General features: G+C 30.2%; 13 protein-coding genes. All 13 read right to left on the reverse strand.

Annotated elements, in window-relative coordinates; all coding sequences use genetic code 11:
• Positions 1-264 precede the first annotated feature (264 nt).
• The 13 genes from EV214_RS18005 to EV214_RS18065 all read right to left on the reverse strand — a co-directional run bounded on the left by EV214_RS18005 (position 265) and on the right by EV214_RS18065 (position 11,670).
• Entirely contained in the window at positions 265-1,950 is a 1,686-nt protein-coding gene (locus tag EV214_RS18005) for an alpha/beta fold hydrolase (RefSeq protein WP_132248310.1), read from the reverse strand.
• Between the two features lie 24 nt (positions 1,951-1,974).
• On the reverse strand, positions 1,975-2,856 hold the full coding sequence (locus tag EV214_RS18010) for a hypothetical protein (RefSeq protein WP_165916466.1): 882 nt from the start codon (positions 2,854-2,856) through the stop codon (positions 1,975-1,977).
• A complete protein-coding gene (locus EV214_RS18015) occupies positions 2,850-3,152 on the reverse strand; it encodes a hypothetical protein (protein ID WP_132248314.1) in 303 nt (100 codons plus the stop codon). Before EV214_RS18015 ends, EV214_RS18010 begins: the two co-directional genes overlap by 7 nt.
• A gap of 24 nt (positions 3,153-3,176) precedes the next feature.
• A complete protein-coding gene (locus EV214_RS18020; RefSeq protein ID WP_132248316.1) occupies positions 3,177-4,076 on the reverse strand; it encodes a hypothetical protein in 900 nt (299 codons plus the stop codon).
• Positions 4,070-4,372, reverse strand: a complete 303-nt coding sequence (locus tag EV214_RS18025) for a hypothetical protein (protein WP_132248318.1) — start codon at positions 4,370-4,372, stop codon at positions 4,070-4,072. Before EV214_RS18025 ends, EV214_RS18020 begins: the two co-directional genes overlap by 7 nt.
• Before the next feature lie 24 nt (positions 4,373-4,396).
• On the reverse strand, positions 4,397-5,296 hold the full coding sequence (locus EV214_RS18030) for a hypothetical protein (RefSeq protein WP_132248320.1): 900 nt from the start codon (positions 5,294-5,296) through the stop codon (positions 4,397-4,399).
• 153 nt (positions 5,297-5,449) lie between these two features.
• Positions 5,450-7,117 carry a type VI secretion system Vgr family protein gene (locus tag EV214_RS18035; protein WP_132248322.1) on the reverse strand — a complete coding sequence of 556 codons (1,668 nt, stop codon included), beginning with the start codon at positions 7,115-7,117 and terminating at the stop codon, positions 5,450-5,452.
• Between the two features lie 15 nt (positions 7,118-7,132).
• Positions 7,133-7,579 carry a DUF4280 domain-containing protein gene (locus EV214_RS18040; RefSeq protein ID WP_165916467.1) on the reverse strand — a complete coding sequence of 149 codons (447 nt, stop codon included), beginning with the start codon at positions 7,577-7,579 and terminating at the stop codon, positions 7,133-7,135.
• The gene (locus tag EV214_RS18045; protein ID WP_132248326.1) at positions 7,579-8,097 is read right to left on the reverse strand and encodes an imm11 family protein; all 519 of its coding nucleotides are present in this window, start codon (positions 8,095-8,097) and stop codon (positions 7,579-7,581) included. The genes EV214_RS18040 and EV214_RS18045 overlap by 1 nt, the downstream gene beginning before the upstream one ends.
• Positions 8,097-9,080, reverse strand: a complete 984-nt coding sequence (locus tag EV214_RS18050) for a pentapeptide repeat-containing protein (RefSeq protein ID WP_132248328.1) — start codon at positions 9,078-9,080, stop codon at positions 8,097-8,099. Before EV214_RS18050 ends, EV214_RS18045 begins: the two co-directional genes overlap by 1 nt.
• 14 nt (positions 9,081-9,094) lie before the next feature.
• Positions 9,095-10,528: a contractile injection system protein, VgrG/Pvc8 family gene (locus EV214_RS18055; protein WP_132248330.1), complete on the reverse strand. Its 1,434-nt coding sequence runs from the start codon at positions 10,526-10,528 to the stop codon at positions 9,095-9,097.
• A gap of 41 nt (positions 10,529-10,569) precedes the next feature.
• Complete coding sequence (locus EV214_RS18060; protein WP_132248332.1) at positions 10,570-11,193, reverse strand: hypothetical protein; 624 nt, start codon at positions 11,191-11,193, stop codon at positions 10,570-10,572.
• A 75-nt stretch (positions 11,194-11,268) separates the two neighbouring features.
• Positions 11,269-11,670, reverse strand: a complete 402-nt coding sequence (locus EV214_RS18065) for a hypothetical protein (protein WP_165916468.1) — start codon at positions 11,668-11,670, stop codon at positions 11,269-11,271.
• Between the last annotated feature and the right edge of the window lie 90 nt (positions 11,671-11,760).

Below are 11,760 nucleotides of genomic sequence, written 5' to 3' on the forward strand. Positions count from 1 at the left end.
TTTCATATATAAATGAGCTCTAATGATAAAATTTATAGATTTTTAATGGATTGCATAAAAATTAAATTTTATACATTAGTTTCTGTGACTACTCAATTCTTTTACAATATTTTCATTTCTATCTTTTTATAAAAAAATATTTTTTTATAAAAGCTCTCCTTATGTTCATCCGTACAAATTACTATTGGTGTAGCTTATATGTATAGGCTTGTTGTTGCTACATTTACAATGACTTCTAAAAAACCACAGTTCCTTAATCCATTACTAATTCCTGCATTTATTAAATTCGCCTATATTGAATTCCTCTATGTTAAATTCATCTATTCGCTTATTGGGATCACCAAAAACAGCTTCTTGTACTGTTATTTTATCTTCATAAAAAGTAAATTTAGATATATCCTCTAAAATAGTGACTGCTCCATATTTAATTTCATCACAAGATTTCTTAAGCCAATCGTTCAAAAAATTATATAATTCATATATACTTTTTATACTATCTTTAATATCTTTAATTTTATTTATTGATTCACTCCCTATATCGTATCCTAATCTTGTATATTGTTTGATTTTAGCAAAACAATCACGAAAAACCAGTTCATAAAGCCCATCTAGCACATTATTTTCAATACTACTATCGACCAGATTCACTGTTATCGCATCATCCTTACCGATGTTGTCAAAAAATGTCGTCATAGAATGAGATTCCAAACTTTTAAGTCCCTCACAATACAGTTTTACATAGTCTCCCATTTGTGAAAATTTATTTTTCATTGTTTCTTCTATATCACAGTTTAATTGTGATATGTCATAATATGGAATATCTATTGGTATCTCTTTATTAGATGCTGGATTGAATGTTGTAAAAGGACTATAATTAAAGCTACTATACCCAGGTAATGAAACAGGATATGTTTTCTTATAGGATTCTAAATCTTTTATTTTGTTTAGATAGTTCTTTTCATTCTTGTCCATATATTCTTTAATAGATTTGGAAATCGCACCCTTTACATATACCGTTTCACCCAGACTATATAGTGAATTACCTATCATCTCATTTTCATCAACAAAGTTTGTCATATTATATTCTTTTATAGGCTTAGAATTAGCGTCATCTTTAATTATAGGCAATATACCAGGGGCATTAAAAGTTACTGATCTTACATTGTGATCTGCTTTTTTATATGCCATATACTGTGAAATTCCACCACCTAATGAATGTCCTGAAAATGATATTTTGTCATAATTCAACTTATTTTTCTTTATTACTTTGTCAACCCAATCCTCAGCATCTAGCATCTGTTGAGGGCTACTATTGAATATTTTATCTCTATGTTTTTTATCGATTTCACTTAATTGATCTAACAACTCATCGGTTTTTTTTAAAAAGTTTTTATCAGAAATCTTTATATTCTTAATATCATCAGCTACATTAAGCATAGCATCAATAGGCATATCTGCTATTGCACCATCTGTTATTAAATCCTTTGACGCTGGACCTGTTTTCTGTGGATGCCCAGGTTCTGTTCCACGAAATGCAAATACTACTTCTTGTGTAGACTTTTTTCTATAAACTGTACAACACATTCCGCTTTCATACTCTTTCGTTCCATAATTGTTTTTGGCCTCCGGCGTGTCTTTATCCCAATTTCCATTCGTATAATCAATCATTTCCCAATCAGACATATTTCCACGTTTCCAATATTCTTTGCTCGCATCCTCACTATCATCATCTGCTTTGATCATAGCTTTAAAATCCTTATTAAATTGAGCCACTTCTTTGTCTCTCTTGTTTTTAGGTACCCCTTGTAATTTTTTAGTTTTCTTTAGCCTTTCAGAATAATGAATGTCTGCAAGTGATTCATCTTTAGAATATTTAATATCACCCTTTTCAAGATTGCTATATGCTAATTGAGATAAAATTAGATACTCTTTATCTGTTATACTACCCATGGCTTAATTCCCCCTTTATGCATATCATTGATGGCTGTTTTTTATTAGCAATGCTTCATCCGTTTTAAAAATTGGTTTACCTACTTCTCTAACAAAATATTGAATTAAATCTTTTTCATCCTTTACTTGTAAAAAATATTTCTTAGCAAACCCAAACTCACATTTGCTTTCTTTTTCATATTCTTCATCATGATAATCTATTATGCTTTGATTTATAAATGCTCTCACTCCATATTTATCAATGTAAGGTCTTGATATCTTTTCAAAAGATTCATCATGATAATCTACATATAGAGAGTATCTCATATCAAAGTTTTCTTCTATATACTCAATAACTGGTAAAATACACTTTGATTCGTCTAGTACATTTTCTTGACATAAATCTTTAAATTGTGCACAATATATTAGAATTCTACTTGTTGAATCCTTCTTAAAATCTTCATGGTACAGCTTTAATGCTTCCTCAAAGGTAGGTATTTTTCCCCTTATTTTTTCTTCATACAATATATCTGGGATAGATATGTCTATATAAAAATCAACATCTTCTCCAAATGATTTTTTTATAACAGGTGTTATGATTTTTTCAAATTCTTTTTCCCAAGCTGTACTTACATACCCATCATACAAACTGTTGTTCAGCTCAAATACTACTTCTGGACGGTCTTTTGGATGAATTTTATATTGGTATCCCCATGCACCATTTTCATTTGAATAAAAATCCTGATTTACTATAACAAATTCTTCATCATATTTCTCATTCAGATACGCTATCATTTCTTGTCTGTATTCCTCTTTTTCCTTTTCTGTAGGTTCTCCTATACAACCAGATATGAATACAGCCACTAGCATTATTATGCATATAAAGTATAGAAATCTTCTCTTTTTTACAGTTCGTAGTTTCACCATGATTTCTCAAACGCCTCCCAATCAGACATATTTCCACGTTCCCAATATTCTTTGCTCGCATCCTTACGATCATCATCTGCTTTGATCATAGCTTTAAAATCCTTATTAAATTGAGCCACTTCTTTGTCTCTCTTGTTTTTAGGTACACGTTGTAATTTTTTGGTTTCTTCTAGTCTTTCAGAATAAGTAATGTCTACTAATGATTCATTTTGAGATTTATTAATATCACCATCTTTAAGATTGATGTATGATAATTGAGATAAAATTAGATACTCTTTATCTGTTATACTTCCCATGGCTTAACCCCCCTTTTATGCATATCATTGATGACTGCTTTCTGTTGGCAATACTTCATCCTTTTTAAAAATTGGTTTACCTACTTCTTTTACAAAATATCGAATTAAATCTTCTGAATCATTTACTTGTAAAAAGTATTTCTTAACAAAATCAAACCCACATTTAATTTCTTTTTCATAACCATCATCATAGTTTTTATGCTTCTCTGGATAATAGATTCTTCCTGCATTCTTAAATCCTAGTACTCCATATCTATCAATATAAAGCCTTGATAATTTTTCAAAAGACTCGTCATAGTAGTCTATAAATAGACAATATTTAATACCAAAGTTTTCTTCTATATACTCAATAACTGGTAAAAAACATTTTGCTTCCTCTAATACATTTTGTTGGGATAAGTCTTTGAACCTGACGCCAGATATCATAATGCTACTTGTTGAATCCTTCTTAAAATCTTCATGATACAGCTTTAATGCTTCCTCAAAGGTAGGTATTTTTCCCCTTATTTTTTCTTCATACAATATATCTGGAATAGATATGTCTATATAAAAATCAACATCTTCTCCAAATGATTTTTTTATAACAGGTGTTATAATTTTTTCAAATTCTTTTTCCCAAGCTGTACTTACATACCCATCATACATTCTGTTGTTCATCTCAAATACTACTTCTGGACGGTCTTTCGGATAAATTTTACAGTGGTATCCCCATGCACCATTTTCATTTGAATGAAAATCCTGATTTACTATAACAAATTCTTCATCATATTTCTCATTCAGATACGCTATCATCTCTTGTCTGTATTCCTCTTTTTCCTTTTCTGTAGGCTCTCCTATACAACCAGATATCAATACAGCCACTAGCATTATTATGCATATAAAGTATAGGATTCTTATCTTTTTTACAGTTCGTAGTTTCAGCATGATTTCTCAAACGCCTCCCAATCAGATATATTTCCACATTCCCAATATTCTTTGCTCGCATCCTTACGGTCATCATCGGCTTTGATCATAGCTTTAAAATCCTCATTAAATTGAGACACTTCTTTGTCTCTCTTGTTTTTAGGTACACGTTGTAATTTTTTTGTTTCCTCTAGTCTTTCAGCATAAGGAATGTCTGCTAGTGATTTATGTTGAGAATCTCCAATGTCCTTATTTTTAAGATTGGTATATGCTAATTGAGATAAAATTAGGTACTCTTTATCGGTTATACTACCCATATCTTACTTCCCCCTTTATGCACATCATTGATGACTTTTTTCTGTTGTCATTGCTTCATCCGTTTTAAAAATTGGTTTACCTACTTCTCTAACAAAATATTGAATTAAATCTTCTGAATCATTTACTTGTAAAAAATATTTTTTAACAAAACCAAACCCACATATACTTTCTTTTTCATAGCCCTCATCATAGTTTTTATGCTTCTCAGGATAATATATTCTTCCTGCATTATCAAATCCTTCTACTCCATATCTATCAATATAAGGTCTTGATATCTTTTCAAAAGATTCATCATAGTAGTCTACATATAGAGAGTATCTAATATCAAAATTTTCTTCTATATACTCAATAATGGGTAATATATATTTCGCTTCCTCTAATACATTTTGTTGAGATAAGTCTTTAAACCGTGCACAAGATATTAAAATTCTACTTGTTGAATCCTTCTTAAAATCCTCATGATACAGCTTTAATGCTTCCTCAAAGGTAGGTATTTTTCCCCTTATTTTTTCTTCATACAATATATCTGGAATAGATATGTCTATATAAAAATCAACATCTTCTCCAAATGATTTTTTTATAACAGGTGTTATAATTTTTTCAAATTCTTTTTCCCAAGCTGTACTTACATACCCATCATACATTCTGTTGTTCATCTCAAATACTACTTCTGGACGGTCTTTTGGATGAATTTTATATTGGTATCCCCATGCACCATTTTCATTTGAATGAAAATCCTGATTTACTATAACAAATTCTTCATCATATTTCTCATTCAGATACGCTATCATTTCTTGTCTGTATTCCTCTTTTTCCTTTTCTGTAGGCTCTCCTATACAACCAGATATCAATACAGCCACTAGCATTATTATGCATATAAAGTATAGGATTCTTATCTTTTTTACAGTTCGTAGTTTTAGCATGATTTCTCAAACTCCTTATATATTTAAAAAGATTTTAGAAAAAACAATGAAACAAGATAATAGTCACCCTATAACTTGCTCCATTTATACAATAGTACATAAAAAGACAAACAAAGTTTCGTACTATTAATTGTCCGTTTAACTATTTACTGATTATTTTAACTTTTTAAGAAGTACTTTTGATCCAGTAGAAAGAGCTACTCCTCCTATTGTCATTGCCATGGTACCAAAACCTAATTTCACTTCATCACGACTCAATTTATCTTTTGATTTTTCATTATGCTCTGCTATTAGTTCTTTATCATTTTGGGCACTTTCCTCAGATAATGATTCTTGTTTGCTAGACAACTTTTCTGGTGTGGCATTTATTTTTACAAAATTCCCTTTTATATGAGTTTCATCTGTCATATTAATACTATGACCAATGTCTTTATTTCTTGTAATGATAAAGTTTTCTTTTGCAGACATTTTTATGTTTTTAGGTCTTACTGGCTCTCCCTCAACATCTGGTGGAAGTTCTCTTACCCCAAAGTTTATATTATTAGCCGCTTTTAGTGTAATGTTTTTTCCTTTAATATTTATATCACCGCTTTTTTTGAGCATCATACTAATCGCCTTTGCATCATCTACTGCAAAGCTTATATCCTTTGGTGTGATTTTCATCTCACTTCCTGTGGTATTTGAAAATGACTTATGATCAGGATTAATTGTTCTATGGTGGTATTTTTCATTACTTCCTGCTATTCTTACCGCATGAATTGCAATAGCATCTTTCTCATCATTTGTTGGAAAATAAATGTGTACTTTACTTTCTTCTACAGGCATACAATACCAAGCACTGCTCTCAAGTGCATAGGTGAAAAACTTATTATTGGGTCTTTTTATATAAGTATCATCTATTTGAAAATGTACTCTTACACTATTTCCCCTTCTTTCTTTCACAATAGAAGGAAGAGACATGCCAAATATTTTCGGATTTGTAGTATATATACTTCGTACACCTTTATATACTTGGAGCTTATATACATACTTAATATCTTCTTTATAGGTATGTATAAATACTCCTGTCACTTGACATCTTACATTGTTAAATATGACTTCTTCTCCTAAATAAAGTCTTATATTCGTTTCAATTTCCCAAGATGTATAGTCTTGTGTCATAAGCTTTTCTCTGGAGATATTTATATCTTTGTTGTATTTTTCTAGGTCTTTTGAAATAATATAATCTTTTTTATGAATCTCTATGTTATTATTTAGTCTTGGTAATCCAAAGTACATCCTTCCAAAATTTGCACCTGCATCGGGTAATAACAATGCTTCAAAGTGGGTTGCAAGCCTTTTAATAAAAGCCCAGTCTGTTTCTTCATACTGGAGTAAAAAATGATCGATCTTTTGATTTTTTGTTACCATATCTTGAAAGTCTTTTTTAGGATAGGTTGATAATACATTCTTTATAACTTCTTTATAGGTAAGATCTAAGTCACAAAATGTACGACTATTTTTTTTAATATCAAAGTCCTGGGTAAAAGATATACATGAAAGTTCTAATACATGAAGTTTTCCATGATAATCCATCTTTACATTAATAATTTTCCCTTGAAAAATGGGAACTTCCCTCTTTATGTGTCTGTTGTATTCCTTTACCACAACTTTGGTGCCTATTACCGGTTGATTGATATATTCAAGTATTTTATCTTCTTCTACTAAAACCTTTAAATTTAGACGGATATGTTCATTGATCTTCTGTTCTAATGCCATATATTCTACTTGCAAAATATCATATGGCAAGTCTATTTTAAATCCTTTATAAGTAACTAACACACCCTCTCCCCCTTATTACACCCTTTGTCCAGAATGGGTTATTGTTATTCTGCCCCCATATATGCAAGTAAGTGTACATGTATTTAATAATGCCTTTTGATCTTCTATTAATACATCCTTTTTTCCCCCGATCCATGGCATATTTATGATTGGTGTACATTGTCCTGCACTTTTTCCTGCCATCTCTTTATTCATTTCTTCTTCTGACTTTCTGCAGAAAAAGTCTATAATTTTCTCTATAAAACTCCTTATTCTACCTTTTCCCCTAACAGATGGATTCTCTGAACTCGTACAGCCCCCAAAAGGTAAAATATTAATATTTGGTTTACTATCTGCAACATTTAGTTGTGGAATATCATGTATAAATTCACCATGACTTTCTGGAAGAACTATTTTACTTGTTCTAAGTCCGCAAGAACATTTTATTTCTGCACCATGCACTACATATCTAACATCACTCATCATATCACCTCTATTTCTTCAAAACTCATGCCTACAAAATCTCTTCTTAAAATACTTTCTGCCATGTCTAGGACAACGATTAAGTATTCTCCTGTAGTCCCTTCGATTTGAAATATATTATGATTTTGTAATTTGTCTTTATCCAGTACTATATCCTTTTCCCAACCATTTTTATAAAAGGTTGTTTGATCACTAAGGCAATCTATTTTATCTGTTAATACCATATGGTATACCTTTTGTACTTTTTCTTGTATATTTGATAGTACTACTGTTTTATAAAGTAAAGTATGCTCATATATTTCAAATATTTTTTTTAATTCATCCGATATTAAAAATAAAGGATTTTCTATGAAATCCGTATACACACTATCTTGATTTCCTGTCACAAACAGGGTAGAAACGTCATTTAATTTATTTTCCTGGTCTTTAGTAAATGTTATATGCTTATTCCCTTTAAAATCTCGTAGCTTTATTAAATTCCCTATTTGCTTTTCTTGTTTCATGATAAAATATTTCATCACCATTCCCCCTCGATATAGATGTCTTGAAGCTGAGATGGGGATAGGTGTAAAAATGGAACATCTTCTCTTAAAAACATAGCCCCCTCTAATTGAGCATTTTCAAAGGATATATCTTTAAAGGTGGCGCCTACAAATGTTGCACCTCTTAGATTACTTTTATAAAAGTTTACATTTTTAAGGATAGTATTTTTGAAATTTGCTCCTAACAACATACTTTGTTTGAAGCTACAATCATTTATGGTGCTACCTTTAAAGTTTGCAAACATCATATTTTTCTCTATGCAAAGGGTATCTAGTATTTCACTGTCTTTAAAAACTGTATATACTAATGCATCTTTATTGGCTTCATCATTTGTTAATTTTAGTACTTCTAAAAAATCATTGGTTGTTTTTTTATTGGTATCCATTTGGAAAATCAACTCACTTTGATCTTGATACGCTCCCCATCTGATACAATAAACATCTGGCTTTTGTACTTTTTCAAACCAATCTTCTTCGTCTATATTTTGTAGCATCAATCTTGCTATATGTGCTATATACTGGTTATACTCTATGGCTTGTCTTAAAATAATTTTTTCTATATCACTTTTATTGATTTTCCCTATATAGGGTTTGCTTTTTTCATAAAGCTTTCTTTGTAGTTCTTCTAATGATTTGAATAAAAATGATAGGTCTATTTCTATGTATTGGGTATCATCATCTAAATACCAAGATTGATTGTATGTATTTAAGTAAATGGTATAGGTTTTATTTACAATACTTGTTCGAAGGATTGAAAACTGAAAATACTTTACTTTATACGCTTCATGCGCCTTTTGAAAATGACATACCTTTTCACAGATACTTTTCAAATGATCTATTACGGTATCTTTAAATAAGCTTTGATTTTTACGTACATCTTCATGAAAACCTTCTTCATATTTTTGTAGTAATTCCTTCACCGCTTCTTCAAAATCTATAAGGGCTTCTTCTCTTGTCATAAAATCTCTCCCCCTTAATTATTTTTCACTTCTGTTCCTTTTACTAAAATCTCACCCGCTTCTGTAAATTCAATCTTGCCACCTTTATCACACATAAGATCAATCTTTTCATTAGCTGTCATGGTCAATGTTTTTTCTGCTCGGATATCGATATTTTCTACTGCATTTACATGAATACTATTTTGTCCTATAATACTGATGCTTCCATCTTTATTTAATTTGATTGAAGCTTGCCCACTGTCACAGGATATGAGAATACCACTGGGTGTAAATCTTACTTCTTTATCATGTACTGTTCTTAAATATTTCACATCTGGATTGCCCATTCGATCTTTTTTATTCGTTTTCTTTGGTACATATCCACTTACAGCACTGACAGCAAAGGAATCTTTTTCATCTTTTGTTGGAAAATATACTCTTACCTGATCTCCAATCTCTGGCATGCAATACCAACCACTTCCATCAGGAGATGCAGCCATGGTAGAGTAAGGAAACCAATAAGCTTTTGATTTTTCTTGGGTCATATCTATGTGAAGATGTACTTTTACCTGATCTCTTTGTACTTCTAAAATCATTCCATCTACGGATACACCCATGATGTTTTTATTGTATAGTCTTCTTTGTCTTAATCCATTTTTGAGTTGTATTTTATATTTGTTATGAATAATTCCTTCTTTTAAATCATGCTGTACTTCACTGATATAAAAATCATGCCCTAAAAATTTTATATGATTGCCAAGTTTTAATATTTCAAAACTTTCTATTTCATAAACAGTAAAGTCTATTTCTTTTACATCCTTAATATGATTTTTTTGCATATACTCGTATAGATCTAAATCTTTATAGATGGTATAGTTATTCATTTTATTTGCTGTATCTACAAAAATATCTGGCGTTCCTATATAATAATGGATATTTTGAAGTTCTATCGCTGGGAATAATCCAGCATAAAACTTAGAAACAAACCTTCTTAAAAATACCCAATCTGTTTCAGCGTATTGTAGCACTAATTGACCTATCGGTACATTTGGAATTTGCATCTTATAATCAGATGGGCTATATTCCTTCATCACTTCTCTGATGAGATCATGAGAGGTCATATTTTTATCTTGAAAAGAGCGGTACTTTTTTGTAGTGTCCATAAGGTAGGTATAACTTTTTGCTTTGATGTAGATGTTATGCACTTGTTCTACTACTTCTATTTTTATTTTCGTAATAACCCCATGAAATAGTGATACTTTCTCATCATATTTTTGGTAGTATACTTCTATAGGTGTATTTTTCTCCGTTAAATGTATATCTTCGTCTTTTCTTTCATGAACCAATATTCCTGTTAGTTCCAAATTTCCATGTTCATTAATACTATTGGTTATTTTTAATTCTTTTATATATTCCATTTCATATGTAGAGATCCTTATATTTTCATATGATATTGCTTCGATACTCATATAAACTCCTCCCCCTCGTACACTAGATTTGTAACATAAAGTTACATCTTAATTTCCAATAAATGAATCAGCCCTTTGATCACTTTTTCCCATATGTTTATATCTTTGTAAAAACAATTGAAATTGCCTAGGATCAATTGTGTATTGGTATGATCTTTACTAAAAAAGATTACATTGTAGATATATCCTTTGGCTGTTGGTGTTTTGAATATGCCATAGTTTAAAAAGATATCTTCTTTTTTAATTTCTCCTTCGTCTATCCACTCAAGATATAAATCCATCTGTTTAAAATTCTTTTCCATGCCTTTTTTAAATGCATCAAAGCTCATGTCTAAAATATTTTCTTTCATATAGCTACACGTAAAACTTACACCGTCTATTTCATTTTTAAATGCCAAAGTTTTATCATCATTTGCTACTTCTTCAAAATAGTTTTCTATCATTGGTATACTGATTTTTCCATCTAAATAGATTCCTCTTTTGAAATGGATTTTTCTATTCTCCATCTCTAAATAACCATCTTCAATACATTCTACAACCTCCTCTAAAGACAATTGCTTTTTTTCATCATCTTTTATTTCCATATCCTTACTTTGATTTTCCTCTTCTTGTAATATTCTCTTTGTTTGTTTTAAAGCCGCTATTTTCTCATCTATAAAAGTCATATTTTGTCCCCTTCCATTATGAACAGCATTATTTTAATTATTCAAGCTGTTTATCTATCCCTAATATTCAAATGTCTATTTGACACTCTCACATGCAAAATAATTTTTTGTGTTCTTGCTAACTATTATGCTTATTAATAAAATAAGCATCATTATACTATGTAAAGGATTCTTCATATTACTGAATAATTGTAGTACTAAACATATGATTACGCCTTTATACGATCTTTTTCTTAAAAAAATCATTGTGATTATTGGAAATAATACCATAAAGAACATTTGTCCTAAATACCTTGCTACATTTTCTGGAGATATTGTTCCAATTTGATTTTGCAAACCCTCTTTAATCCCATATAAAAACCCAGCCTCCGCCTTTGTAGCTACAGCTATGACTATTAATAATGATAATAAAACTAAAATTATGGTTTTTGCATACATGGCAAACTGTAATAATTTTATACTAAACGTTTTTTTCATAATTATATCCATTCCTTTCGCTTCGCTCAAGGCACAAAACGCTATGAAACGTGTTGGCTTCGAGCGTTATTTCTTTTATCCTATAGATAT

It is taken from the genome of Marinisporobacter balticus (assembly GCF_004345705.1).
GTDB lineage: Bacteria > Bacillota > Clostridia > Peptostreptococcales > Thermotaleaceae > Marinisporobacter > Marinisporobacter balticus.

What these genes read in the sequence shown, in the direction of transcription:
- EV214_RS18005 (WP_132248310.1), bottom strand. Translation starts at nt 1,950, where the DNA reads ATGGGTAGTATAACAGATAAAGAGTATCTAATTTTATCTCAATTAGCA.
- EV214_RS18010 (WP_165916466.1), bottom strand. Translation starts at nt 2,856, where the DNA reads ATGGTGAAACTACGAACTGTAAAAAAGAGAAGATTTCTATACTTTATA.
- EV214_RS18015 (WP_132248314.1), bottom strand. Translation starts at nt 3,152, where the DNA reads ATGGGAAGTATAACAGATAAAGAGTATCTAATTTTATCTCAATTATCA.
- EV214_RS18020 (WP_132248316.1), bottom strand. Translation starts at nt 4,076, where the DNA reads ATGCTGAAACTACGAACTGTAAAAAAGATAAGAATCCTATACTTTATA.
- EV214_RS18025 (WP_132248318.1), bottom strand. Translation starts at nt 4,372, where the DNA reads ATGGGTAGTATAACCGATAAAGAGTACCTAATTTTATCTCAATTAGCA.
- EV214_RS18030 (WP_132248320.1), bottom strand. Translation starts at nt 5,296, where the DNA reads ATGCTAAAACTACGAACTGTAAAAAAGATAAGAATCCTATACTTTATA.
- EV214_RS18040 (WP_165916467.1), bottom strand. Translation starts at nt 7,579, where the DNA reads ATGAGTGATGTTAGATATGTAGTGCATGGTGCAGAAATAAAATGTTCT.
- EV214_RS18045 (WP_132248326.1), bottom strand. Translation starts at nt 8,097, where the DNA reads ATGAAATATTTTATCATGAAACAAGAAAAGCAAATAGGGAATTTAATA.
- EV214_RS18050 (WP_132248328.1), bottom strand. Translation starts at nt 9,080, where the DNA reads ATGACAAGAGAAGAAGCCCTTATAGATTTTGAAGAAGCGGTGAAGGAA.
- EV214_RS18055 (WP_132248330.1), bottom strand. Translation starts at nt 10,528, where the DNA reads ATGAGTATCGAAGCAATATCATATGAAAATATAAGGATCTCTACATAT.
- EV214_RS18060 (WP_132248332.1), bottom strand. Translation starts at nt 11,193, where the DNA reads ATGACTTTTATAGATGAGAAAATAGCGGCTTTAAAACAAACAAAGAGA.
- EV214_RS18065 (WP_165916468.1), bottom strand. Translation starts at nt 11,670, where the DNA reads ATGAAAAAAACGTTTAGTATAAAATTATTACAGTTTGCCATGTATGCA.